We start from the raw sequence: 24,194 nt of genomic DNA, 5'->3' as shown, positions 1-24,194 counted from the left end.
ATGGGCCCCGAGCAATGGGTAGAAAGAGGAAGCCTGCAGGGCGTGCTCACCTCACGCTCGCCATGTTCCGACCGATGCGATCCCTGACCGTCTGCGCGATCGCCGCCGGCGCTTCGTCGGGGATCGCGAAGCACGAGCTCGCGTTGATCTCGCAGAGCACGTAGGTGTCGGCGCCATCAGCATCGCGTGGACCGTAGAGGAAATCGGCATCCCAGATCACCGGCAGCGACGTCTCATCGATCGTCAGCGCGGCCATCATTTGCGGGATCCATTCGTCCTCCATCAACCTTCGCAGTGCCTGGAATTGCGGCGCATCGGGGCCGTGCATGATGCGCGGTCCGGGTTGGGCTTCCGGAGAATCCGGGCCTTGCGGGGGCGGCGGGATCAGGGCCTTGATCAATTGGTGCCCGAAGCCTGCGACCTTCGCTGCGCTGACATAGCAACGGATCATGCCCTCGGGCAGGCGCGGCTGGAAAGCCTGATCGATGATGCAGCCGCCCCAGCCGAAATATTGCTCGCAGCGCGCCATGAAGTCTGCCAGCGGCATCTCCTCCGGCTGGCTGCCGCGCAGCGCATGCAGCACGCGAATCGTCGCGTCGGTCTTTGGCACGGTTTCCACCTTCCAGACGCCCTGCCCGCCATTACCGCGGTTCTGTTTGAGCACGCGCGGACCACCCGCGCGCAAGCGCGAGGGAAATTCGGCGCGGAACGCATCGACCGTCGCGTATCGATGGGTGTCGGCGCCCCAGCCGAGGTGACGCGTCCGGTACAGCACGTCCTTGACGCCCATCTTGAGGATGACGTCGGGATGCGCGCTGACCCATGGTCCCTTCGCCGCGACCTCGCGCAGCAGCGGATCGAGGGCGGCGCGCGTCTTGCCCTGATGGATCGGATCGACCCAGACCAGAACGCCGTCCATCGTCAGCAATTGGTCGCGAACGGCATCGGCGAATGTCTCGTCATAGACGACGGGAACGGCCGCGATGCCCGAAGCGGCGAGCGCTTCGAAGACGCGGACGAAACGGCTGTTTTGTGGGGTCGCCTCCCGGCGCGACGCGGCGTCGCCACGCGACAGGATGGCGATTTTGCAACGACGATTTTCGGAACGAAGACGTGTGTGTGGTTGGGTGTCCATGTGAAAGCTCCACGACGGTGAATGTCGCGCAGAGCTTGGACCGAGGTCTCACGGGGAGTCTGCCTTGTCCCCTTGGGGCAAATCTAGACCACCGCGCGCAGGTTTCAAGATGGAAGTGGGGCGAAGCGGATCAGGCCACGATCCCGGATCACGCCGTGATCCCGGATCAGGCCGTGATCCCGTGCAACCCGAGCCAGCCCGTGTAGAGGCCGACGAGCACGATCAGCGCGGCCGACACGTAGGGGGCGCGATGGGCAAAGCGGCTGAAACCGGCCCAATGACGTTCGACATGACGCAGGCTGAGCGCGGCCGCAACACCGGCAGAGACCATGGTGAGCGCAAGCCCGATGCCGAAGCAAAGCACCAGCACGAAGCCGAGGCTGAACTGCTTGAGCTGGAGACAGAGCAGCAGCACGGTGATCGCCGCCGGACACGGAATCAGCCCGCCGGTCAGGCCGAACAGGATAATCTGCCATGTCGTGACGGTGCGTCCGGCAAAGCGCTTGCGGATGTCGGCGGCGTGCGCGCGCGCATGCGCGTCGTCCTCGTCGCCGAGATTCATGTGCGCATGGTCATGCTCCTCGAACAGGACTTCCACCATGTCCGCGCGCACCGAGACGCGCGCCTTGAAGGCATGCGGCTCCGGAATTTCGTCGATGCTTTCCAGATAGCCGTCCCTGTCGGCGAAGCGAAAGCGTTGCTCGCTGCCGTCGGGGCGGATCGTCACGACGTCAACGTCGCCGGCCGCCGGCAGCGCTCCGGCCTCGCTTCGCAACCGCCAGCGCGGCGGCACGCCGTCCTCGAAGACCTCGAGCGACAGCGATTGTCCGGCCAGGACCAGCTGGCGCGTTTCGTCGTGATGATCGTGTTCGGCAGCCTGCTCGCGCCAGGTGCGCCAGGCCATCCAGGCCGCGATCGCGATGATGATCACCGCCGAGGCCAGTTGCAGCCAGGCTTCGCTGCGTTCTCCGGACCATTGCTGGCCGAAGTGAAGCCCGGCGAGCGCGACCAGCCAGACGATGGCGGTGTGCGAGATCGTCGCCGCCACGCCGAGCAGCGCCGCCTGCACCACCGTGCCGCGGATCGCGATGATGAAGGCCGCCATCATCGTCTTGGAGTGGCCGGGCTCGAGCCCGTGCAACGCGCCGAGCAGGATCGCACTGGGCACGAACAGCCATGCATGGGCACTGCTCTGCTGGAGCAGCTGAGACAGGTCGGTCATGGCGCTCACTTCAAATAGGTACGAACGACGTCGATCAGGTCCGCGGCGCCCTGCGCCTTCTCCGGATCCTTTTCCCGGGCAGGATCCACGACGTGGTGGCGGATGTGATCCTCGAGCAATTCCGCGGTTAGCCCGTTGATGGCGCCGCGGACCGAGGCCACCAGCATCAGCACGTCGGCACAACCAATCTCGGACTCCAGTGCGCGCTCGACGGCCTCCAGCTGGCCCTTGATGCGACGAACCCGGCCGACGAGCTTGGACTTGTGCTTGATGGTATGCGACATGAAAGTAATATAGGGGGGTATCCTATATTGGTCAACCATGCTGTCGGCCAACCGGGCGCGCATCGAGACATGGCGGCGGGATGTCAGCGGCGGGCGTCAGCCCATGCTGCCAGGCATGAAGCAGCGCGCCTTCGGATGACCGTCTATGTAATAGGGCCACACGATGGGTCGGCCGGACAGGTTCGGCCCTGGCACGACGGCTTCGTTGGGTACGTCAACCCACTCGCCATCGATGCGCACCCGATAATGGCCGTTCCTGGTTTCCCAGTCGACGTCGTCGATGTGCTGCGCATCCGTGCCATCGCAGCAGGGACCCTTGCTGCTATGCAAGCCCTCATACCAACCGTTCAATTCGGGGTGCTGGTGATCGTGGGCGAGAGCGCCGCCGGTTGTTGTGATGAGCAGCATAACGAGGGCAACAGGCGTCGCATGCCAACAATGACTGTCCATCAATCGGCATTGCTCCAATGAATGCAGGCGGGAGCGCGACACGTTCGCGGTGTCGGCATCTACCTGAGTTGGTCCCTGCCACCGCGCAACTCGGCAGCGAATTGTATGTTCCTATTCGCAACTCGCCGGAGATGGAGAGGTGACCCCATCGGCCTGATCCACGAATGCTTGTTCCAAGCTGCGCGATGAAGTTTTCGTGACTGTCGATCGGCGGTAGCTGCGGGATTTGGCAAAGTCAGGTTGACAGCCCGGAGATCAGGGTTTTTGATGTGGCTACGGGGATGTGCGATCTCCCCGCGAGGCGACATGCCCAAGAATCGCGTCCTGTCACCAAGGGCGCACCATGTCGTCATACACATCGATCTCATCAGAAAAATTGTCCCGTCTCATCGGCACGGCGAAGGCGCCGACGCTTGTCGACGTTCGTCTCGATGAAGACTTCGCCGCCGATCCGCGCTTGATTCCGGGCGCGGTCCGCTACTCCCATCTCGACGTCCAGGACTGGGCTTCCCGTTTCACCGGGCAGTCCGTGGTCGTGATCTGCCAGAAGGGACAAAAGCTTTCGGAAGGCACCGCCGCCTGGCTCCGCTGCAGCAACATCGCGGCCGAGATTCTCGAGGGCGGCCACCTCGGCTGGCGGGAAGCGGAGCTACCGACCGTTCCCGCCGACAAGATTCCGAAACGCGACGGGCGGGGCCGCACCGTCTGGGTGACGCGATCGCGGCCGAAGATCGACCGCATCGCCTGTCCATGGCTGATCCGCCGCTTCGTCGATCCCGCGGCCATGTTCCTGTTCGTCACATCGGCGGAGGTCGAGGCGGTCGCCGAACGGTTCGACGCCACGCCGTTCGACATCGAGAACGTGTTCTGGAGCCATCGCGGTGAGCTCTGCACCTTCGACGTGATGGTCAAGGAATTCGGCCTCGCGACGCCGGCGCTGGAGCGGCTCGCGACGATGGTGCGGGCGGCCGATACCGCGCGGCTCGAGCTTTCGCCGGAGGCGCCCGGGCTGCTCGCCGCCTCGCTCGGCCTGTCGCGCATGTTCGACGACGACCTCGAGCAGTTGAGCGCCGGGCTGCTGCTCTACGACGCCTTCTACCGATGGTGCCGCGACGCGACCAAGGAGACGCACAACTGGCCGACCAGCAAGGTGAAGCCATGACCGACGTCGCAACGACAGCGAAAGCGCGCGGGCATGAACCCGCGCACGGCATCTCCTTCAACGAGGCGCTGCTGGTCTGGATACGCGTCGCCATCCTGAGCTTTGGCGGACCGGCCGGCCAGATCGCGGTAATGCATCGCATCCTGGTCGAGGAGAAGAACTGGATATCCGAGGGGCGTTTCCTGCACGCCCTCAATTACTGCATGCTGCTGCCGGGGCCGGAGGCGCAGCAGCTGGCGACCTATATCGGCTGGCTGCTGCATCGGACGCTCGGCGGCATCGTGGCGGGCGGGCTGTTCATCCTGCCCGGCATCTTCGCCATCATGGGCCTCAGCTATATCTACGCGGCGTATGGCAATGTCGGGTTTGTCGAGGCGCTGTTCTTCGGCCTGAAGGCGGCGGTGCTCGCCATCGTGATCCAGGCCGTGGTGCGGGTCGGCAAGCGCGCGCTGCGCAACCGGGTGATGATCGCGCTCGCGGCGATCGCCTTCGTCGCGATCTTCTTCTTCGCCGTGCCGTTTCCGCTGATCGTCGGCGCCGCCGCGATCATAGGGCTGGTCGGCGCACGCCTCGGCCGGAGCGAATTTGCGGCGATCGAGCATGGCGGCAAGAATTCCGCCGTGATCGACAGCATGCTCGGTGAAGCGGTGCCGGACCATGTCCGTCCCAACGCATCGCGCACTTTGCGGGTCGGCGCCATCTGGCTCGCGCTCTGGCTGGTGCCGGTGTTCGCCCTGCTGATTGCGCTCGGGCCCGGCGACGTGTTCACCCAGATCGCGATCTTCTTCAGCAAGATGGCGATGGTGACGTTCGGCGGCGCCTACGCCGTGCTTGCCTATGTCGCGCAACAGGCCGCCGACTATTATCACTGGGTCAGCCCGCGCGAGATGCTGGACGGGCTCGGCATGGCCGAGACCACGCCCGGACCGCTGATCATGGTGGTACAGTTCGTGGGCTTCATGGCCGCGTTCCGCGAGGCAAGCGGGCTGTCGCCGATGTTGGCCGCCACCCTCGGCGGGTTGCTCGCGACCTGGGTGACGTTCACGCCGTGCTTCCTGTGGATCTTCGTCGGGGCGCCCTACATCGAGGCGCTGCGCGGCAACAAGGCGCTGGCGGGCGCGCTTTCGGCGATCACCGCCGCCGTGGTCGGCGTGATCCTCAATCTGTCGATCTGGTTCGCGCTGCACACGCTGTTCCGGCAAACATTCCCTGTGCACGGGCTAGGCCTGTCGTTCGACGCGCCGGTGCCTGCCAGCCTCGACTGGCCAGCGATGGCGCTGTCGATCGCCGCCGCGATCGCGATCTTCCGCTTCAATGCGGGGATGCTCAGCGTCCTCGCCGCCTCCTGCATCACGGGCGTACTGCTGCGCCTTGTCGGCATCATCTGAGCGGAACGGCGCGCAGCTTGAGAACCTGGGGCAGCACAACACAACCAGGAGAACAACCATGCAGACACGACGACTCTCCCGTTTGATTCTCGTCCTGACGATCGCGGGCGCGGTCATGCCGGCCCATGCCCTGACGCAGGACGAACTCGTCGCAAAACTTCGCGCCGCCGGCTACGCCGAGATCAGCGAGGTCAAGTCGACGGCCGAAGGCACGACGGCGAAGGCGATGAAGAACGGCAAGCCGGTGCGGCTCGTGATCGACAGCAGCGGCCAGGTCAAGGAGCGGGACTGAGTGCCCGCGCGCGCGAAAGCCGTCAACTAATCGATGGAGTGATAATCATGATGAGAGCAATTGTGACCCTGTGCATGGCGGTGCTGGGGCCGGGCGCAACCCTGGCAGCGCCGGCCGCCCTCGATGAGCGGCAGGACGCGGCCGTTACAATGCAAGCGGCGATGGTCCACCCGCAAGCGAGCGAGACGCTGCGCGGCGTCGTCGATCGCGTCGATGAACGCAACGACACGCTGCTGATCCGGTTATCTCCGGACCGGACCGAACCGTTCAAGGTCCAGGACGGCCTGATCTTCAATGCCGTCCGCTTCGGCGATCCCGTCGAAATCGCGGTGCAGAACATCGCCGGGTTCCGCACCATTGTCGGGCTCTCGAAGCAATAGAGCCACGATCCGAAGCATCGAAAGAGGTTCAAGGGAGCAATCCAATGCGACATACGATTTCGGCGCTGATCGGCGTCGGTGCCTGCCTCTTCGCCACCGGCGGGAGCGCGCAAAAGATCGACTGGCAGGTGTTCACCGAGCCGTTCGTCTCGTCGGCACATGCGCAGGCGATCGATTGGCAGAAGGTCGACGACATGCTGGGCAGAAAGCCCGCGGTCACCGGTGACGTGCATCGCTACGGCTTTCCGCGGAGCGATCTGACGGTGACGCTCGACGGCATCACCATCAAGCCGGCGCTGGCGCTCGGCGGTTGGGTCGCCTTCAAACCCATGCACGACGACGTCATGGCGATGGGCGACCTGGTGCTGCTCGAATCCGAAATCAACCCCGTCATGCTGAAGATGATCGGCAACGGCCTGCAGATCACGGCCGTGCACAACCATTTGCTCGGCGCTAGCCCGGCCACCTTCTACATGCACGTCGCCGGTCACGGCGACCCGGTCAAGATCGCCGCCGCGATCCGGGATGGCCTCGCCGAAAGCAAGACGCCGCTCAAAGCCGCGGCGCCGGCCGCGCCGCCGCCGGCCATCGATCTCGATACTGCACAGCTCGATCAGATCATCGGCGTCAAGGGCCAGGCCAATGGCGGCGTCTATCAGTTCAACGTGCCCCGTCGCGATCCGATCACCGAACAGGGCATGGCGTTAAGCCCGGTTGGCCCGATGGGCGTCGCCATCGGCATCAACTTCCAACCGACCGGCGGCGGCAAGGCGGCGATCACCGGCGATTTCGTGCTGACAAATGACGAGGTCAACCCCGTCATCATGGCGTTGCGGACGCACGGCATCGACATCACCGCGCTGCACAGCCACATGCTGGACGAACAGCCGCGCCTGTTCTTCATGCATTTCTGGGCCAATGACGACGCCGTCAAGCTCGCCAAGGGCCTGCGTGCCGCGCTCGATAAGACGGCCACGACAAAAAGTTGACCCTGGTCTCGGAGGGATCAACGATGCGAAGCCTCACGGTCATGTCCATGTGGCGCACGCTGCTCAGAGTGCCCACGTGATGCTGCGCATTGCCGCCACGGTGCTTGCGATCGCGCTGACATCGGCTCGGCCGGCGCCGGCGGACGATGGCAAGATCGTTGTCTTTGTCTGCCTGCACGGCGTGGTGAACAGCCAGATGGCGGCGGCCTATTTCAACAAGGCTGCCCAGGAGCGCGGATCGCGGATAAGGGCGGTCTCACGCGGCATCGACCTTTATCGGTCGGTGCCGGTCAAGGTGCAGGACGGCCTTGCACTCGATGGTCTGGAGGCGGCCAACACGCCGCAACAGCTGACCATCGACGACATGGCCGCGGCAGACCAGGTGGTGGCGTTCGATCAGATCCCCGCCGAGCGGCACGGACGGGCCGACGTGACCTACTGGTCCGGCATTCCCTTGGGTATCGATGATTATGAGTCGGCCCGGGATCAGATCGTCCGGCGCATCGACGCCCTTATTCCGACGCTGGCAGCGGCAACTGAACCGGCAGGAGACAAGACGCCCCTTCAGCTCGAAACGAAGATCCTGCTCGGCGATGTCCGCGGTCGGATTGATCACCTGGCGGTCGACCTGAAGCGGCAGCGACTGTTCGTGGCCGAGTTCGGCAATGACAGCGTCGGCGTCGTCGATCTGGCTGCGCGCAGTTTGCTTCGAACCATTACCGGATTGAGCGAACCCCAAGGCGTCGGCTATGAGCCGTCGACCGACACCCTCTACGTCGCCAACGCCCGCGACGGATCGGTGCAGCTGTACGAAGCCAACGAGTACAAGGCGGCCGGGCGAATCGAACTCGGCAGCGATGCCGACAATATCCGGGTCGACGCGGCGGCCAAGCGCGTCATCGTCGGCTATGGCGATGGTGGCCTGGCAGTCGTCGACCCATCCACCCGGACCAAGGTTCGGAGCCTACCTCTTTGGGCACATCCGGAAAGCTTCCAGCTTCAGCCCGATAGTGGGCGCATCTTTGTCAATCTGCCTGACGCGCGAGCCGTCGCGGTGGTGGACGTTGCTTCCGGGAAACAACTCACCAGCTGGCCGTTGGACAAGGGCGGTAATTTCGCGATGGCCATCGATCACGAACGAAGTCGCGTTCTCCTGGCGTATCGCAACCCAGCCGAGCTTGCAGCCTTTTCGACCGACGGCAAGGCGATTGCGGCCACCGGCACTTGCGGCGATGCCGACGACCTCTTTGTAGATGCAAAGCGCGGACGCATCTATGTGAGCTGCGGCGGTGGATATGTCGACGTTTTTGAGATTGATGGAGCGGCCTATCGACTGATCGCACGCTTGCCGACAGCGACGGGCGCGCGAACGTCGCTCTTTGTGCCGGAGATGGATCGTTTGTTTGTTGCGGTCCGCGCGGGACCCGCGGGACCGGCGGCAATCTGGGTGTTCAAGCCAATGCCTTGAGATCGACTTTGTGGGGAGACGGCGCATGTGCAAACGTAGCCGGGGCTTTCGCAGCTGCTCGATGGGCCTTGCGCCGAGCTTCATGGTCGCCTTGGGACTGACTGCGTGGTCTGCCCCCGCCTCGGCCTATCGCCCCTTCGATGGCACCGATGCCGCCGTTGCCAAGAAGGGGGAGATGGAGGTCGAGCTGCAGCCGGCGGGACGTTTGCGCGACGAGAGCGGAACAAGCCTGATCGCGCCGGCCTGGGTTCTCAACTACGGTCTGAGCGAGGATTGGGAAGCTGTCTTCGAAGGCCAGGGACAAACGTCGCTTTCTCCGTCCGGCCCAACCAGCCTGACCGCAGCCGGGGCGTTCCTCAAACACGTGGTCGTACCCGGTAGCCTGCAGGACAAGACCGGTCCGAGCATTGCGACCGAATTTGGCGTTCTTCTTCCTGACAGTACCGGCAATTCGGGCGTTGGCGTAAGCTTGGCCGGCATTGTCTCGCAGCGCTGGGATTGGGGCACCATTCACTTGAATGCCGAGACCGCCATCACCCGCGACCATCATGGCGACGTGTTCGTGGGTGCCATCGTCGAGGGGCCGATGACGTGGACGGTGCGCCCCGTCGCCGAGATATTCTACGAGAACGAGTTCGGCAAAGAGGAGACGTTCTCGGGGCTGGTCGGGCTGATCTATCGTGTGCGCGACGACCTCAGCTTCGACATCGCGGTTCGGCATGCGCTCACAGGTGGCCATCCGGTGAACGAGATACGTGCGGGTTTGACCTTCGGCTTTCCGCTTTCCTTCTTCGAAGGTCACGCCATGCGCCAGGCGCAGCCAATTCCGCCTCGATAGCTACTGGCGATCCCGGCTCTCTGGATGGGCGCGCCAGTCGCGGCCGACCGTTTGATGTTCGTCGGGGGTGGATGCCTGGCCGGTGTGGTCCTTCTCGCCGCCTTGAGCCTTCCAGTCGCGCCCGATCTTGACGTCCTCGGCGCGACTGCGATCCTGCTCGCGGGTTTGCTCCGACTGCTGAGGCGGCTGGGCCTGTTGGACAGGCGTGGACTGCGCTCTTGCATCGCTTCCGGCGAATGCGAAGGTCATTGCCACTACGGAGATGAACGCAACCGATGTAGAATTTTTCATGGTGTTGTCCCTTCCTCTTGCTCTGCACTAACGCTCCGTCATCGCCTTTGTTCGGAAACAACCGGGCTTTTGGCTGCACGTGGCGGTCGGAACCGGATGCTCTGCACGCGAACCGTGACGGTCAATATTTCGGCCGGTGCGAAGTGGCCCATTTGCGCGCGTGTTCGATCGGAACGCGCTCAACGGCCGCGCGAACTTTCTGCGTTGCGGGCAGATTGTCCATGCGTTCCCGCCAGCGGCAGAATGCCGGGAATTTCGGATACATCGACTGCCCTTCGGCGGTGAGGCTGAAGGCGAACGTGCTCGGCAGCAGATAGAAATCCGCAATCGAGAGCTCGCCCCCAAGCAAAAAATCCTTGCCGTGCGCAAGCTGGCGCTCGGCCACCGCAAGCCCGGTCTCGACCTTGGGTAGCGCGTGTGCCACGACCTTCTCGTCGGGGGCAATGCCGAGCTCCGGGAAAACCAGACGCTCATGCGTCACGTGATAGATCATGTAGGGGTAGTAATAGTTGTTAACAGCGCTGATCCACTGGTTCATGTGCGCCCGCGCCTTGATGTCTTTCGGCGTCAGCGACACGCCGCCAAAGGCTTCGTCGACATAAGCGACAATCGCACTCGTCTCGTAGACGGTGAGATCGCCGTGTTTCAGAATTGGGACACGGTTGAACGGGTGCAGCGCCAGGTGATCGGGCTTGCCCATGACCGGTTCAAGGTCGTGGAATTGGTAAGCTACGTCCTTGTGCGTCAGGATCAAGCGGACGATGTTGACAAAACTGCTGCGTGGGAAACCGTAGACGATCGGATCGGACATCCGTTTTCTCCTTTCTGATTTGGTCTCAGCGCCAGAACGGCTTGGAGGCCTCGCGCAGCGCCTGCTCGCGCGTCAAGCCGAGATCGCAAAGCAGATGCGGGTCATCGGCAATCGCGCGAAGCGCGATGCGCTGAAACGGCCGGTCAAGCAAGCTCCACCATACGGGGCGCGGAGCGCCAGGCGACCTTCCTGAGCTGAATTGATGAAGTGGTGTGGCCGGGTCGGCGGCGGGCACCGGCGGGATCGACCGAGATGTATCGGTTAAAAGGACGGACACGACAGGCTCCAAATCGCTTGAAATGCTTCACTGGAGCTGTTCAATAATAGTGCGGGGCGGTTTCCCGCAAAGCATCGTTTCTCGTGCCTGCCCTAATTTTTCTCATGAAGTTGTGCGATGCGCCCACGCCTGCCGCCGCTCAATGCCCTGAAGGCCTTCGAGGCGGCCGCGCGCCATGAGAGTTTTACGCGCGCGGCCGAAGAGCTTTGCGTCACGCAGGGCGCGGTCAGCCATCAAGTGAAAGCGCTGGAAGCGGAGCTCGCGATAAAGCTGTTTAACCGCGAGCGCCAGCGCCTGATCATCACCGAGGCCGGGCGCGACTATCTCGCTGTCGTGCGCGACGCGCTCGACCGCATCGCCATCGGCACCGAGCGGCTGTTGCAGCGGCAGAATACCGGTGTGCTGACCGTATCAACGTCACCGGACTTTGCCGCGAAATGGCTCGTGCACCGGCTCGGCCACTTTGTTGAGGCGCATAGCGGCATCGACCTGCGCGTCTCCGCCACGCTGCACCACGTCGACTTCGCGCGCGAGGAAGTGGATCTCGCGGTGCGCCATGGCGACGGCAACTGGCCGGGGCTTGACGCGGTGCGGCTGAGCCCGGAGCGGCTATTTGCGGTGTGCAGCCCAAAGCTGTTGTCCGGCAAGCGACGCCTCAACAACCCCGCTGACATCCTGAAATTTCCGCTGATCCATATGGACAGTCGCGCCGACTGGAAGAACTGGCTTCAGGATGCGGGACTTGACGATGCTGCCGCCACGCATGGCCCGGTCCTCAATCGCGCCAGCATGGTGATTGATGCCGCCATCAATGGGCAAGGCATTGCGCTCGCGCGCACCACGCTGGCGGCGTGGGACCTCATCAACGGCCATCTGGCGCGGCCGTTTCCGCAGTCGCTGCCATTGTCGAAGACCTACTGGATCCTCTGCCCGAAGGCGACCGCAAGCCTGCCGAAGATCGTGACGTTTCGCGATTGGTTGCTCTCGGAGGCCGCAAGCGACCTGCGCCGGCTTAGAAAGCTCGGCGGAACCTCTCATCGATTGAAGTGAGGGCCGGCAGGCTTCCAAATACAGGGAACGGTCCTGCGGCCCTCGCGATTGTCGTGGGACGCACCACCCACCATGCATGGAGCCCGATCATTGCTGCAGCTGTACAGGTCGGCGACCTCCGATTGGCGGAGCATCGGCGCCGAAGTGCCACCCGAGGTCATCTGGATCGATCTGCTCGATCCCACGGAGGACGAAAAGCAGTTCGTCGAGCACGCGCTCGACATCCGCGTCCCGTCCGAGCGATCGTTGGGCGAGATCGAGGCGTCGAGCCGACTGATCACCGATCATGACCGGCTCTATCTGAGCTCGCCGGCGGTGCGGCTCGACGACAACAATGAAGCCGAGATCACCAATATCGGCTTCGTGATCGGCCCAAAGGTGCTGGTCACGGTGCGGTTCGCGCAGCTGACCACCTTCGACGACGTCATGAAGCGGATCGGCACCGACAAGAGCCTGCAAAACGGCATGTGCGTGTTCACCGCGCTGCTCGAGGCCATGATCGATCGCGGCGCCGACGTGCTGGAGCATCTCGGCGCCAAGACCGACAGGCTGTCGCGGGGCGTCTTCAAGGGCGGCCTGGTGCGGAGCAAGCGTCCGGTGCGCTCCAGCCGCAGGTTGCGCGAGGCGCTGGAGAACATCGGCGAGCTCGCCGATCGCCTGGCGAAGGCGCGCGACGTGCTGCTCGGCGTCGGCCGGGTCGCGGGCTTCGCCGATGACGTCGGCAATGAATGGATCACGTCGGCATCGAAGCGCCGGCTCGAGGCCGTCACCAAGGACGTCGCCTCGCTCGGCGACTACGAGACCCGGCTGTCGGACAAGATCCAGCTGCTGCTGGACGCCGTGCTCGGCTTCATCAACATCCAGCAGAACGACCTGTTCAAGATCCTGACCATCGTGTCGGTGGTCGGCGTTCCCCCGACCATCCTGGTCGGGGTCTGGGGTATGAATTTCAAGGAAATGCCGGAGCTGAGCTGGACCTTCGGCTATCCCTTGGCCTGGGCCGCGATCATCGCCAGCGGCATCCTGCCGGTGCTCTGGTTCAAGCGGCACGGCTGGTTCGATTAAAACAAGCGAAGTTGAAACGCCGCCGCGTTATCCGCGTTGAGAACCTGCCTGCGCGTCTATAAATCTGAAGCTGCCCCACCCGCCCCTGTGGCGCGGTCATCCCCCACCGAAGAGTTCAGCCTATGCGCCCCCACATCATCTGCCACATGGGCACGTCGATCGACGGCCGGCTTCATCCCAGCCGCTTCACCAAGGCCGCCGCCGGCATCCCGGCCGACGTGCTGCGCGGCCACTACGAACGGATCCATGACGGCTTCGATGCCGATGGATGGATCATCGGCCGCGTCACCATGAACGAGATGGCCAAGGGAGCCGAGCGGCATATCGCCAACCCACTGAGGCTGCCGCGCGAGGCGCATCTCGGCAACCGCAACGGCCGCAAGCTTGCTGTCGGCATCGATCCGTCGGGCCGCGTGCATTTCGGCAAGGACAATGTCGGCGGCGATCACGCCGTCGCGGTGCTCGGCGAACAGGTATCCGATGCGCATCTCGCCGAACTGCGCGAGGACGGTGCGTCCTACATCTTTGCAGGCACCAAGGGCGACGATCTGCCGGGCGCGATGGCGCAGCTGGCGTCGCTGTTCGGCGCCAGGACGCTGCTGCTCGAAGGCGGCGGCGGGATCAACGGCGCCTTCCTCAAGCATGGGCTGATCGACGAATTCAGCACATTGATCTTTCCGGCGGTCGACGGCGTCGCCGGCTCGCAAAGCATCGTCGACTATCACGGCCCCGACGGCGACCGCCCCGGCGCCGGACAATCGCTCCGGCTCACTCATTGCGAGACACTGGAAGGCGGCATGGTCTGGCTGCGTCACGCGGTGGAGCGCGCGCCGGATTAAGCGCGCCTATGGCTTGGGATTCTCCACCCAGCCGGTCCGGCATGCAGCAACGAAAAACGCGACGCCGCGCGCGACATGGGCGTCGATCTCGGGATCGAGCGCCTTCAGGTCGACCTCAAACAGCGCCCGGAGCAGCATCGGCACCGCGATGATGTCGAGGAACATCCGCGCCGTGGTCGGCAGGTGTTCGGGCGCGAAGGCCGGCAGCTTGCCGAGCTGGTCGGATTGCGTCAGGTCGCGCAGCAGGTGAATGCCGAGCTCGGTGCTGAGCGCGCGCGCCCTGCGGTTGACGTTGGCGGCGAGATCCGGGAAGCGGTGCGCTTCCGCGATGGCGAGCCGCATCAGGCCGATCCGGTCGGCATCGAAGCCCCAATGCAACAGGGTCGAGGCAACGCTGGTGAGGCGCTCCTCGATGGTCGCGCCGACCGGCGGATCGGCCTTGAACTCGGCGATGCGTGCTAGGATGTCCCGCGTCACCACTTCCGTGAACAGCGCCCGCTTGTCGCGGAAGCGCGCATAAATCGTCCGCTTGCCGGAGCGCGCGACTTCCGCGATCTCGTCGATGCTCGCGCCCTCGAACCCGCGCTGCAGGAAGACCTGGCGCGCGGCATCGAGAATCCGCGCATCAACCTCGCCGGCGAGTTCCTTCGGCGGCCGGCCGGCGCGCACCTCGACCGGCCTGGTTTTCGGTACGCGCGGCTTCTTCAGGGTGCTGGTGGTCATCGCATCGACCCGGGTTCGATGGGCCGGTCAGGCCGGCAATATTAGGCAATATAGCCTTATCACATCTGGTTGTAAATAGAACGATACAGTTCCGTTTCTATTGACGGCGCACCGCGGCGGGACTATTTGCCGCATAGAACGGAACGGTTCCGTTCCTTTTGCGAAGGCCTTGCAGACCTCGCCTGACAGCAGGAGCCGCCATCATGTTTGAAGACACTGTTTTGGAGCGCGACCAACCGGGGCATGAGGGTATCGAGGGGGCGTCCTCGGCTCCGGCCTCCCATGAGCCTGACCTGCCCGCGGTCACCGCGCGGGCTCCGGCGCAGGAGCATCCCGCGGGCAAGCAGCCCGCCCCGCCGGCAACAATCCCGCCCGAGGTCATCGGCAAGACAACACGGCGCAGCTTTCTCCGCCGCCGTCCGGTCGTCTCCGCGATCGGCGCCGTGCTGCTCGCCGCAGCGATCGGCGGCGGCTATCTCTACATGGACTACAGCGCGCATTTCGAATCCACCGACGACGCCTTCATCGCCGCGCGGCAGTCGGCGCTGGCGCCGAAGGTCTCCGGCTACATCACCGCCGTCCCGGTCACCGACAACCAGCATGTCGCGGCCGGCGACGTGATCGCCCGGCTCGACGACCGCGACTATCGCGTCGCGCTGGCGCAGGCCGAGGCGCAGGTCGCTGCCGCGCGCGCCAGCATCGAGAATGTCGATGCGCAGCTCGACGTGCAGCAGGCGCAGATTGCTGCCAACCAGGCGCAGGTCGACCAGGCGCAGGCGGCGCTGGTGTTCGCCCAGCAGCAGGCGACGCGCTACCAGCATCTGGAGCAATCCGGCTACGGCACCGTGCAGAATTCCGAGCAGTTCACCTCGCAGCTGCATCAGCAGCAGGCTGCGCTGTTGAGCGCGCAGGCGACGCTCAACCTCGCGCAGCGCCAGGTCGAGTCGCTGAAGGCGCAGCGCAAGAGCGCGGTCGCCAACCTCGCCCAGGCCGAGGCGCAACGCGACCAGGCCAAGCTCAATCTGTCCTATACGACGGTCACCGCCGCCCAGCCGGGCCGCGTCGTCAGCCTGTCGGCCGCGGTCGGCCAGTTCGCGCAGGCCGGCACCAACCTCACGATGTTCGTGCCCGACCAGACCTGGGTCACCGCGAACTTCAAGGAGATCCAGCTCGACAAGATGCGGCCGGGCGAGAAGGTGACGATGAAGATCGACGCCTATCCCGGACGCACCATCCAGGGCCATGTCGAGAGCGTGCAGCCGGGCTCCGGCACCGCATTCTCGCTGCTGCCGGCGCAGAACGCCACCGGCAACTACGTCAAGATCGTGCAGCGTGTGCCGGTGAAGATCGTGATGGACAACCCGCCGGCCGACGTCGCGCTCGGCCCGGGCATGTCCGTGGTGCCGACGGTGCGGATCAATCCCGCGCCGTCCCTGTTCGAGCGCCTTGAGAAGTCGAGCCTCGGGAGGCTGTGATGAGTGTCGCCGCCGTCGATGCCAAAGGCATTCCGGCTCCGAGCGTCACCGTCAATCCCTGGCTGATCGCCATCGTGGTCGCGCTCGCGAGCTTCATGGAGGTGCTCGACACCACCATCGCCAACGTCGCGCTGCCCTATATCGCCGGCGGCATGGGCGTGAGCGAGGACGAGGCCTCCTGGGTGGTCACCACCTATCTGGTGTCCAACGCCATCATCCTGACCGCCTCCGGCTTTCTCGCCCGCACGCTCGGGCGCAAGACCTTCTTCCTGATCTGCCTCGGCATCTTCACGGTCAGCTCGATCCTGTGCGGTTTTGCACCCAATCTGAACGCGCTGCTGCTGTTCCGTATCCTGCAGGGTCTCGGCGGCGGCGGCATGGTGCCGGTTGCGCAATCGATTCTCGCCGACACCTTCCCGCCGGCCAAGCGCGGGCAGGCGTTCGCGGTGTTCGGCATTGCCGTCGTGGTGGCGCCGGTGGTCGGGCCGACGCTCGGCGGCTGGCTGTCCGACAACCTCTCCTGGCACTGGTGCTTCCTGATCAACGCGCCGGTCGGTGTGTTCGCGATCGCGCTGATCGCGGCCGTGCTGCAGGAGCCCGCGACCGCGAAAGCCAAGGGAGCGCGGCCCCAGGACAACAGGTTCGACTTCATCGGCTTCGCGCTGGTCGCGACCTTCCTCGGCGCGCTCGAGGTGGTGCTCGATCGCGGCCTCGAGGACGACTGGTTCGCCTCGCCCTTCATCATCACCTTTGCAGTGTTCTGCGCTGCGGCGTTCGTACTGATGATCCCGTGGGAGATGACCCGGCGCAATCCGGTGATCGACCTGCGCATGGTCGCAACCCGGCAGTTCGGCGCCTGCTTCCTGGTGATGCTGGCGACCGGCGCCATCCTGCTCGCGACCACGCAATTCTTGCCGCAGCTGGTGCAGCAGGATTTCGGCTACACCGCGACCTGGGCCGGCCTCGTGCTCTCGCCCGGCGGCGTCGTCACCATGATGATGATGTTCGCGGTCGGCCGGCTCGCCACCAGGGTGCAGCCGAAATACCTGATCGTTGCCGGCGCGCTGGTGATCGCCGCCTCGATGTACAGCATGACCAACGTCTACGGCGATCTCGGCTTCTGGTTCATGGCGCGCTCACGCATGCTGATCGGCGTCGGCCTGCCACTGATCTTCGTGCCGATCATGGCGGCGTCCTATGACGGCATTCCCGCTGGGAAGACCGACCAGGCCTCCGCGCTGATCAACGCGGCGCGCAACACCGGCGGCTCGATCGGCGTCTCGATCGTGTCCAACGTGCTGACGCATCGCCAGCAATTCCACCAGAGCCGGCTGGTCGAGCAGGTGACGCCGTCGAGCCCGCAATACCAGGACACGCTGCACCAGGTCACCGACTTCTTCGTCGCCCAGGGCAGTTCGCTGGCGCAGGCGCACAGTCAGGCGATCCAGTGGATCGGACAGCAGGTGCAGACCCAGGCCTCGTTCCTGTCCTACATGGATGCGTTCTGGGTCCTGATGCTTATCTCGCTGTCGGCGATCCCGCTGGCGCTGACCTTGCGCAAGGTCAAGCTCGGCGGCCCCGCCCCCATGGGTCATTGATCCCGGCTCGGGCATGGATGCGTTACGGCAGAATGCAAGCGTGGCGCGGCCGCGCTATCGACCGGACAGGTTCGCGCGCCACGCGCGGGCCTTCGCCGTCGTCTCCTCGACGAAGCGCGTTTTGCCGTTGCGATAGGCCGCGATGTCCTCTCTTGAGGAGGCAGCAAGGGCCTGCTTGATCTCGGCGTAGGCATGGGACACCTCGGCGTGCGCGCGAAGATAGTCGCGAAACACCAGCAGCGTTTCCCAGCGCGGATTGGATGGCTCCATCAGATGCAGATGATGGGTCCACGGCCCCGGAGGGCCCTTGCGGAAGAACAACTCGCCGGGCAGCCACGCCGCGTATTCCGGTATGTAGTGGTAGCCGAGCGCCTCGATCGGCTCGATGCAGCATTCCCGCGCCTCCGCGAGGCCGGGGACACCGACCATCAGGTCGATGATCGGCTTCGACGGCAAGCCCTCAACCGCGGTGCTGCCGACATGCTCGATGGCCAGGGCCAGCGAGCCGAGCGCGTGCTCGATCCTCGCGCGCTCCGTCTCGAACATGGCTGGCCAGTTGGGGTCATAGTCCAGGACAACGATTGGCCCGGCGCCGTATTTCTCCATGGCACACCCTGATTGCTTGCCGCGAAGTCCCCTTCGCGGGTCAATCAAACCATGATGCGACTAGGTTCGACCAGAGGCGCGGCGCCGGTGGCCGCGCCACCACAGGCCGAAGGCGATCGTGACCGCAGCGGCCAGCGAGAACCAGGTGATGGCGTACTGCATGTGGTCGTCCTTGAGCCGCACCTTGAGCGGTCCGGGCTTCGGCGTGCCGCTGTCGGGCACCGGCGCCTCGAGGTCGATATAGAACGGCGCGACCTGTCCCCAGCCGAGCGCTTGCGCCATCGCGCGATGGTCGCGCACGAACCACAGCCGCTTCGAGATATCTTCCTTCGGCGTCAGCCGGCCCGGTGGCTCGGGAAAGCGGATATAGCCCGTGAGCTCAACCGGCGCGCCGGTGACGAGGCGGCCGACCACGCGATCCTCGAAGGCGCGATCCTGCATCGTGTTCTGGACAAAGCCGGTGTTGATCACGACTGTCTCGCCGCTGGCGAGCGTCGCCGGCAGCAACGCCCACGTGCCGGGACCCGAAATGTCGTCGCGCACGGCGGAGCCGGAGCTGAACACCATCGCGTCAGGCTGCTTCGCATAGGTCGCGGTCAGGGTCACGCGGCGGAATTCATCCTTGGCGGAGGTCAGCGTCGGCCATGCCGACGGCGGCGGCAGCGCCTCGGTCGGCGCGGCCAGCCGCGCCTCGAGCGCTGCGATCAGCGCGTGCTTCTCGACCCGGCGCTGCAATTGCCAGAAACCGAGGGCGATAAATACCGCGATCAGGATCAACGTGAAAATGCCGAAGCCGGCCGCGCTCGGCCGGCGCGTCGTCACATCATTCATTTCGGGTCGCGCTCGATCAATTGGCCTTCGGCGGCCTTGTGGTGGAATTGCAGCGCGATCAGAAGTGCCTTCATCGATCGTAGCGGCAGGATCGTGGTGACCAGGATCAACGGCAGCCACAGCGCGGCATGCACCCAGAACGGCGGCTGGTACTTCACCTCGACGATCAGCGCCGCCGCGACCACGATCGCGCCGGCCAGCATGATGACGAAAATCGCCGGCCCGTCGCCGGAATCGATGAAGGCGAAGTCGAGGCCGCAGGCCTGGCAGCGCGGCGCCAGCGTCAGGAAGCCGGAATAGAGCTTGCCCTTGCCGCAGCGCGGGCAGCGGCAGGCGATGCCGCGCAGTGCGCTCTCAGTGACGGTCGGCGGGGTATCGGTCATTTGGCTCCTTCCCCTCTCCCCTTGTGGGAGAGGGTGGCGAAATCGAGCGGAGCGAGATGTAGCCGGGTGAGGGGTCTGTCTCCGCGGATGGAGACCCCTCATCCGGCGCGGATTACATCCGCGCCACCTTCTCCCACAAGGGCAGAAGGGAAACAAAAAGGGGCGGCCATTCGGCCGCCCCTTTTTAGCACGTCGGCCGGCAATTAGTGTGCGCCGTGGGCCATCGTCTCGGCGCCATGGCCCCAGACGTAGATGCAGATGAACAGGAACAGCCAGACCACGTCGACGAAGTGCCAGTACCAGGCGGCAAACTCGAAGCCGAGGTGCTGCTTCGGCGTGAAGTGGCCGGCGTAGGCGCGGATCAGGCAGACCAGCAGGAAGATGGTGCCGACCAGCACGTGGAAGCCGTGGAACCCGGTCGCCATGAAGAAGGTCGCGCCATAGACGTTGCCGCCGAACGAGAACGTCGCATGGGCGTACTCATAGGCCTGCACGCAGGTGAAGAGAGCGCCGAGGATAACGGTAAGGATCAGGCCCTGCTTGAGGCCCTGGCGGTCGTTCTCGAGCAGCGCATGGTGCGCCCAGGTGACGGTGGTGCCGGAGGTCAGGAGCAGCAGCGTGTTGAGCAGCGGCAGATGCCAGGGATCGAAGGTCTCGATGCCGTGCGGCGGCCAGGTACCGGGAACGGAGCAGGCGCCCATCGCCGTGCCGGCGCCGCAGCCGAACACCGCATCGCGGGTGGCATGCACCGCGTCAGCCGGGAACAGCGCCGCATTGAAGAAGGCCCAGAACCAGGCGACGAAGAACATCACCTCGGAGGCGATGAACAGGATCATGCCGTAGCGGTGGCTGATCTGCACCACGCGGGTGTGGTCGCCCTTGTACTGGGCTTCCTTGATCACGTCGCCCCACCAGCTCGCCATCGTGTAGAGCACGCCGATGGTGCCGACGCCGAACACGATCGGGGCGGCGGAGAACATGTGGTGCATCCAGCCGATCGCGCCGAACGCCATGATGAAGGCCGAGATCGAGCCGACCACCGGCCATGGGCTCGGGTCGACGAGATGATAGTCGTGATGCTTGACTTGCGCCTCAGCCATTGCCGTCTCTCCATTCGCGTGCCGCAAGGCACGTCTTAAATCTTAAATTCCGAAACTAGCCGCCCTTGCGCTGTTCCGCCTCGCCCGCCGCCACGGGCTTCGGCGCGGCGTCGCGCACGGGGAAGAAGGTGTAGGACAGGGTGATCGTCTTCAGCGTGTCGTTCTCGCTGTCCTTGGCCAGCGCCGGATCGACATAGAACACCACGGCCATCTCGCGCTTTTCGCCCGGCGCCATGGTCTGTTCGGTGAAGCAGAAGCAGTTGATCTTCTGGAAATAGGCGCCGACCGTCAACGGCGCGACATTGTAGGACGCCTGGCCGGTGGTGGTGCGCGCCGACTGGTTGGTGACAGTGTAGTAGACCGTGACCACCTGGCCGATCTTGACGTCGATCGTGTTCTGCTCCGGCTCGAACTTCCAGGGCAGGCCCGGCGCGACGTTGGAATCGAAGCTGACCGAAATAGTGCGCTCGAGCGGCGCATCCGAAGGCACCGAGGTCGCGACCTGGGTGGTGCCGTTGAAGCCGGTGGTGCGGCAGAACCAGTTGTAGAACGGCACGGCTGCGTAGGACGCGCCGACCATCAGCACCACGACGAAGCCGCAGATCGAGGCAACCACGGCGTCGCGCGTCAGCGTGCGGCGCGTGACCTTGGCGCCCTCACCCTGCTGCGGTCCCTGGTTGGCCATCTCACTCACAGCGGCCGCACCAGCACGGCCGGCCCCTTGACGAGGGTGACGGCGAAGAACAGCACGACCAGGATGCCGAGCGCGAGCGCGATGGCGATCGAGCGCTGGCGGCGGCTCTTGAGCTGCGCCTCGGTGAGGACGATGCCTTCTGGTTCGCGTTTCTCGTCCATTGATATCCCATGCGCCCCCATCTCGCCCCCCGGCTCCCTATCCGATGAAGACAGGCGCAATCGCGCGGACCACGACCTCGGCGAGGAGGACGGCAAACAGCGCGAACAGATAGAGGATCGAGAAGGCAAACAGCCGGCGCGTGGCGCGGTTGGCAGCCGTACCCTCGCGGCGGCGATAGACTTCGATGGCCAGCCACAGCATGCCGGCGCCGAGCACCAGCGAGGTGACGCCGTAGATCGCGTCGAAATAGCCGAGCGGCCACGGCGCCAGCGCGATCGCGACCAGCACGATGGTGTAGAGCAGAATCTGCAGCCGGGTCGCGTCGGGACCGGCGACGACCGGCAGCATCGGGATGCCGGCGCGGGCATAGTCGTCGCTGCGGAACAGCGCCAGCGCCCAGAAGTGCGGCGGAGTCCAGAAGAAGATGATCAGGAACAGGAGGATCGGCTCGACCGAGAGCGATCCGGTCGCGGCGGCCCAAGCCACCACCGGTGGCAAGGCACCGGCGGCGCCGCCGATCACGATGTTCTGCGCGGTCCAGCGCTTCAGCCACATCGTGTAGACCACGGCATAGAAGAAGATGGTGAAGGCAAGCAGCGCACCCGCCACCCAGTTGACCAGAATGCCGAGTGTCATCACCGAGAAGAAGGCGAGCGTGATGCCGAACGCGGCCGCCTCGGTCTGCGTGATGCGGCCGCGCGGAATCGGCCGGTTGGCGGTGCGCGTCATCAGCGCGTCGACGTCGCCCTCATAGGCCATGTTGAGCGCGCCGGAGGCGCCGGCGCCAACCGCGATGCACAGGATCGAGGTGAATGCCAGCACCGGATGCACGTGCACCGGCGCGATCATCAGCCCGACCAGCGCGGTGAAGATCACCAGCGACATCACGCGCGGCTTCAACAGCGCGATGTAGTCGCCCACTTCGGCCTCGGAGATCCGGGGCAGCTCGATGGCGTTGTGATCGACAACCGACAAGATCAGGTCTCGCTTCTCTCAAAAGGCGCGGCGCACCCTTAAAGTGCGCCGCGTTGTCGTGGACTTACTGCACGCGGGGCAGCACTTCGAACTGGTGGAATGGCGGCGGCGAGGTCAGCGTCCACTCCAGCGTGGTCGCACCGGCGCCCCACGGATTGTTCGCGGCCTGCTCCTTGCGGACGAAGGCATCGATCACGCCGTAGATGAAGATCAGGACGCCGATGCCGGAGATGTACGAGCCCCAGGAGGAGATCAGGTTCCAGCCGGCGAACGCATCCGGATAGTCGACATAACGGCGCGGCATGCCCGACAGGCCGAGGAAGTGCTGCGGGAAGAACACCAGGTTGACGCCGACGAAGGTAAACCAGAAGTGCGCCTTGGCGATCCGCTCCGAGTACATGTAGCCGAACATCTTCGGGAACCAGTAGTACCAGCCGGCGAAGATGCCGAACACGGCGCCGAGCGACAGCACGTAGTGGAAGTGCGCCACCACGTAGTAGGTGTCCTGCAGCACGCGGTCGACGCCGGCATTGGCCAGCACGACGCCGGTGACGCCGCCGACGGTGAACAGGAAGATGAAGCCGATCGCCCAGATCATCGGCGCCTTGAACTCGATCGAGCCGCCCCACATCGTGGCGATCCACGAGAAGATCTTCACGCCGGTCGGCACCGCGATCACCATCGTGGCGGCGACGAAATAGGCCTGCGTCGCCGAGGACATGCCGACGGTGTACATGTGGTGCGCCCACACCACGAAGCCGATGCCGCCGATCGCCACCATGGCGTAGGCCATGCCGAGATAGCCGAACACGGGCTTGCGCGAGAAGGTGGAGACGATCTGGCTGATCATGCCGAAGGCGGGCAGGATCAGGATGTACACTTCGGGGTGACCGAAGAACCAGAACAGATGCTGGAACAGCACCGGGTCGCCGCCGCCGTCAGCCGCAAAGAAGGTGGTGCCGAAATTGCGGTCGGTCAGCAGCATGGTGATCGCACCGGCGAGCACCGGCAGCGACAGCAGCAGCAGGAACACGGTGACCAGGATCGACCACACGAACAGCGGCATCTTGTGCAGGGTCATGCCCGGCGCGCGCATGTTGAAGATCGTGGTGATGAAGTTGATGGCGCCGAGGATCGACGAGGCACCCGCGAGATGGAGCGAGAGAATCGCGAAATCGACCGCCGGTCCCGGATGGCCCGAGGTCGACAGTGGCGCATACATGGTCCAGCCCGCGCCGACGCCGTTGGCGCCCGGCTCACCCTCGACGAAGGTGGACATCACCAGCAGCGCGAACGAGGCCGGCAGCAGCCAGAACGAGATGTTGTTCATGCGCGGGAACGCCATGTCCGGCGCGCCGATCATCAGCGGCACCATCCAGTTGCCGAAGCCGCCGATCATCGCCGGCATGACCATGAAGAAGATCATGATCAGGCCGTGCGAGGTCACGAACACGTTATAGGTGTGCGTCTCGTGGAATATCTGGACGCCCGGATACATCAACTCGGCACGGATCGCGATCGACATCGCCGCGCCGATGATGCCCGCGATCACCGCAAAGATCAGGTACATCGTACCGATGTCCTTGTGGTTCGTGGAGTAGAGATAACGCCGCCATCCGGTCGGATGGTGGGCGTGATCGTCATGGGCGTGATCGTCGTGTGTCGCTGCGCCTGTCGCCATGTTCAAAATCCTGCCTTGCAGTCCC

At 64.7% G+C, this 24,194-nt stretch carries 28 protein-coding genes; 12 read left to right on the top strand and 16 right to left on the bottom strand.

Going from position 1 to position 24,194, the window contains the following annotated elements; translation table 11 throughout:
• Window positions 1-46 precede the first annotated feature (46 nt).
• The 4 genes from ACVMDN_RS41685 to ACVMDN_RS41670 all read right to left on the bottom strand — a co-directional run bounded on the left by ACVMDN_RS41685 (window position 47) and on the right by ACVMDN_RS41670 (window position 3,049).
• The gene (locus ACVMDN_RS41685) at window positions 47-1,135 is read right to left on the bottom strand and encodes a Cj0069 family protein (protein WP_076832313.1); all 1,089 of its coding nucleotides are present in this window, start codon (window positions 1,133-1,135) and stop codon (window positions 47-49) included.
• Window positions 1,136-1,301: 166 nt separating this feature from the next.
• Window positions 1,302-2,357, bottom strand: coding sequence for a nickel/cobalt efflux transporter (locus ACVMDN_RS41680; RefSeq protein ID WP_057016098.1), 1,056 nt, complete (start codon window positions 2,355-2,357; stop codon window positions 1,302-1,304).
• A gap of 5 nt (window positions 2,358-2,362) precedes the next feature.
• Complete coding sequence (locus tag ACVMDN_RS41675; protein ID WP_016847064.1) at window positions 2,363-2,641, bottom strand: metal/formaldehyde-sensitive transcriptional repressor; 279 nt, start codon at window positions 2,639-2,641, stop codon at window positions 2,363-2,365.
• Window positions 2,642-2,737: 96 nt separating this feature from the next.
• Entirely contained in the window at window positions 2,738-3,049 is a 312-nt protein-coding gene (locus ACVMDN_RS41670) for a hypothetical protein (protein WP_028334652.1), read from the bottom strand.
• Between the two features lie 385 nt (window positions 3,050-3,434).
• On the opposite strand from ACVMDN_RS41670, the gene ACVMDN_RS41665 reads away from it, so the two are divergent.
• The 7 genes from ACVMDN_RS41665 to ACVMDN_RS41635 all read left to right on the top strand — a co-directional run bounded on the left by ACVMDN_RS41665 (window position 3,435) and on the right by ACVMDN_RS41635 (window position 9,608).
• On the top strand, window positions 3,435-4,253 hold the full coding sequence (locus ACVMDN_RS41665; RefSeq protein WP_076832316.1) for a chromate resistance protein ChrB domain-containing protein: 819 nt from the start codon (window positions 3,435-3,437) through the stop codon (window positions 4,251-4,253).
• Window positions 4,250-5,641 (top strand): chromate efflux transporter, encoded by a 1,392-nt coding sequence (chrA, locus tag ACVMDN_RS41660; RefSeq protein WP_076832318.1) that lies wholly within the window; start codon window positions 4,250-4,252, stop codon window positions 5,639-5,641. Before ACVMDN_RS41665 ends, chrA begins: the two co-directional genes overlap by 4 nt.
• A gap of 58 nt (window positions 5,642-5,699) precedes the next feature.
• Window positions 5,700-5,933 (top strand): hypothetical protein, encoded by a 234-nt coding sequence (locus ACVMDN_RS41655; protein ID WP_057016095.1) that lies wholly within the window; start codon window positions 5,700-5,702, stop codon window positions 5,931-5,933.
• Window positions 5,934-6,007: 74 nt separating this feature from the next.
• Window positions 6,008-6,313: a hypothetical protein gene (locus ACVMDN_RS41650; RefSeq protein ID WP_057016094.1), complete on the top strand. Its 306-nt coding sequence runs from the start codon at window positions 6,008-6,010 to the stop codon at window positions 6,311-6,313.
• A gap of 44 nt (window positions 6,314-6,357) precedes the next feature.
• Window positions 6,358-7,302: a DUF1259 domain-containing protein gene (locus tag ACVMDN_RS41645; protein WP_076832321.1), complete on the top strand. Its 945-nt coding sequence runs from the start codon at window positions 6,358-6,360 to the stop codon at window positions 7,300-7,302.
• 79 nt (window positions 7,303-7,381) lie between these two features.
• Window positions 7,382-8,770: an arsenate reductase/protein-tyrosine-phosphatase family protein gene (locus ACVMDN_RS41640; RefSeq protein WP_076832324.1), complete on the top strand. Its 1,389-nt coding sequence runs from the start codon at window positions 7,382-7,384 to the stop codon at window positions 8,768-8,770.
• A 25-nt stretch (window positions 8,771-8,795) separates the two neighbouring features.
• Window positions 8,796-9,608 (top strand): hypothetical protein, encoded by an 813-nt coding sequence (locus ACVMDN_RS41635; protein WP_244558946.1) that lies wholly within the window; start codon window positions 8,796-8,798, stop codon window positions 9,606-9,608.
• Here the strand turns inward: ACVMDN_RS41635 and ACVMDN_RS41630 are convergent, their stop codons facing one another.
• The 3 genes from ACVMDN_RS41630 to ACVMDN_RS41620 all read right to left on the bottom strand — a co-directional run bounded on the left by ACVMDN_RS41630 (window position 9,609) and on the right by ACVMDN_RS41620 (window position 10,861).
• Window positions 9,609-9,857: a hypothetical protein gene (locus tag ACVMDN_RS41630; RefSeq protein ID WP_244558947.1), complete on the bottom strand. Its 249-nt coding sequence runs from the start codon at window positions 9,855-9,857 to the stop codon at window positions 9,609-9,611.
• Window positions 9,858-10,020: 163 nt separating this feature from the next.
• A complete protein-coding gene (locus ACVMDN_RS41625) occupies window positions 10,021-10,710 on the bottom strand; it encodes a glutathione S-transferase family protein (protein WP_076832330.1) in 690 nt (229 codons plus the stop codon).
• 25 nt (window positions 10,711-10,735) lie between these two features.
• Window positions 10,736-10,861 carry a DUF1127 domain-containing protein gene (locus tag ACVMDN_RS41620; protein WP_256521239.1) on the bottom strand — a complete coding sequence of 42 codons (126 nt, stop codon included), beginning with the start codon at window positions 10,859-10,861 and terminating at the stop codon, window positions 10,736-10,738.
• A 243-nt stretch (window positions 10,862-11,104) separates the two neighbouring features.
• On the opposite strand from ACVMDN_RS41620, the gene ACVMDN_RS41615 reads away from it, so the two are divergent.
• The 3 genes from ACVMDN_RS41615 to ACVMDN_RS41605 all read left to right on the top strand — a co-directional run bounded on the left by ACVMDN_RS41615 (window position 11,105) and on the right by ACVMDN_RS41605 (window position 13,941).
• Entirely contained in the window at window positions 11,105-12,037 is a 933-nt protein-coding gene (locus tag ACVMDN_RS41615) for a transcriptional regulator GcvA (RefSeq protein ID WP_076832333.1), read from the top strand.
• 90 nt (window positions 12,038-12,127) lie between these two features.
• On the top strand, window positions 12,128-13,102 hold the full coding sequence (locus ACVMDN_RS41610; RefSeq protein WP_076832335.1) for a magnesium transporter CorA family protein: 975 nt from the start codon (window positions 12,128-12,130) through the stop codon (window positions 13,100-13,102).
• A 122-nt stretch (window positions 13,103-13,224) separates the two neighbouring features.
• A complete protein-coding gene (locus ACVMDN_RS41605) occupies window positions 13,225-13,941 on the top strand; it encodes a dihydrofolate reductase family protein (RefSeq protein ID WP_063790063.1) in 717 nt (238 codons plus the stop codon).
• Window positions 13,942-13,947: 6 nt separating this feature from the next.
• Here ACVMDN_RS41605 and ACVMDN_RS41600 read toward each other — a convergent pair whose 3' ends face one another.
• The gene (locus ACVMDN_RS41600; RefSeq protein ID WP_076832338.1) at window positions 13,948-14,664 is read right to left on the bottom strand and encodes a TetR/AcrR family transcriptional regulator; all 717 of its coding nucleotides are present in this window, start codon (window positions 14,662-14,664) and stop codon (window positions 13,948-13,950) included.
• Window positions 14,665-14,867: 203 nt separating this feature from the next.
• Here ACVMDN_RS41600 and ACVMDN_RS41595 point away from each other — a divergent pair, with 203 nt between their 5' ends.
• Both ACVMDN_RS41595 and ACVMDN_RS41590 read left to right on the top strand, forming a co-directional pair.
• Window positions 14,868-16,139, top strand: a complete 1,272-nt coding sequence (locus ACVMDN_RS41595; RefSeq protein ID WP_371852174.1) for an HlyD family secretion protein — start codon at window positions 14,868-14,870, stop codon at window positions 16,137-16,139.
• The gene (locus ACVMDN_RS41590; RefSeq protein ID WP_076832341.1) at window positions 16,139-17,737 is read left to right on the top strand and encodes a DHA2 family efflux MFS transporter permease subunit; all 1,599 of its coding nucleotides are present in this window, start codon (window positions 16,139-16,141) and stop codon (window positions 17,735-17,737) included. Before ACVMDN_RS41595 ends, ACVMDN_RS41590 begins: the two co-directional genes overlap by 1 nt.
• Before the next feature lie 54 nt (window positions 17,738-17,791).
• On the opposite strand, the gene ACVMDN_RS41585 is transcribed toward ACVMDN_RS41590, so the two are convergent.
• The 8 genes from ACVMDN_RS41585 to ctaD form a co-directional block, all read right to left on the bottom strand.
• Complete coding sequence (locus tag ACVMDN_RS41585) at window positions 17,792-18,343, bottom strand: GrpB family protein (RefSeq protein ID WP_076832343.1); 552 nt, start codon at window positions 18,341-18,343, stop codon at window positions 17,792-17,794.
• Between the two features lie 60 nt (window positions 18,344-18,403).
• The gene (locus ACVMDN_RS41580) at window positions 18,404-19,174 is read right to left on the bottom strand and encodes an SURF1 family protein (RefSeq protein WP_076832346.1); all 771 of its coding nucleotides are present in this window, start codon (window positions 19,172-19,174) and stop codon (window positions 18,404-18,406) included.
• A complete protein-coding gene (locus ACVMDN_RS41575; RefSeq protein ID WP_026191934.1) occupies window positions 19,171-19,557 on the bottom strand; it encodes a DUF983 domain-containing protein in 387 nt (128 codons plus the stop codon). The genes ACVMDN_RS41580 and ACVMDN_RS41575 overlap by 4 nt, the downstream gene beginning before the upstream one ends.
• A 203-nt stretch (window positions 19,558-19,760) precedes the next feature.
• Window positions 19,761-20,657 (bottom strand): cytochrome c oxidase subunit 3, encoded by an 897-nt coding sequence (locus ACVMDN_RS41570; protein ID WP_057016083.1) that lies wholly within the window; start codon window positions 20,655-20,657, stop codon window positions 19,761-19,763.
• Between the two features lie 55 nt (window positions 20,658-20,712).
• Window positions 20,713-21,342, bottom strand: coding sequence for a cytochrome c oxidase assembly protein (locus ACVMDN_RS41565; protein ID WP_076832349.1), 630 nt, complete (start codon window positions 21,340-21,342; stop codon window positions 20,713-20,715).
• Window positions 21,343-21,347: 5 nt separating this feature from the next.
• Complete coding sequence (locus ACVMDN_RS41560; protein ID WP_028334632.1) at window positions 21,348-21,512, bottom strand: hypothetical protein; 165 nt, start codon at window positions 21,510-21,512, stop codon at window positions 21,348-21,350.
• 37 nt (window positions 21,513-21,549) lie between these two features.
• Complete coding sequence (locus ACVMDN_RS41555; protein WP_028334631.1) at window positions 21,550-22,488, bottom strand: heme o synthase; 939 nt, start codon at window positions 22,486-22,488, stop codon at window positions 21,550-21,552.
• Between the two features lie 64 nt (window positions 22,489-22,552).
• Window positions 22,553-24,169 (bottom strand): cytochrome c oxidase subunit I, encoded by a 1,617-nt coding sequence (ctaD, locus tag ACVMDN_RS41550; protein ID WP_057016079.1) that lies wholly within the window; start codon window positions 24,167-24,169, stop codon window positions 22,553-22,555.
• Window positions 24,170-24,194 lie beyond the last annotated feature (25 nt).

The organism is Bradyrhizobium sp. USDA 4510 (assembly GCF_054059095.1).
Note: the sequence above shows the minus strand (reverse complement) of the source record. Positions and strands in the feature narration are given on the sequence as shown.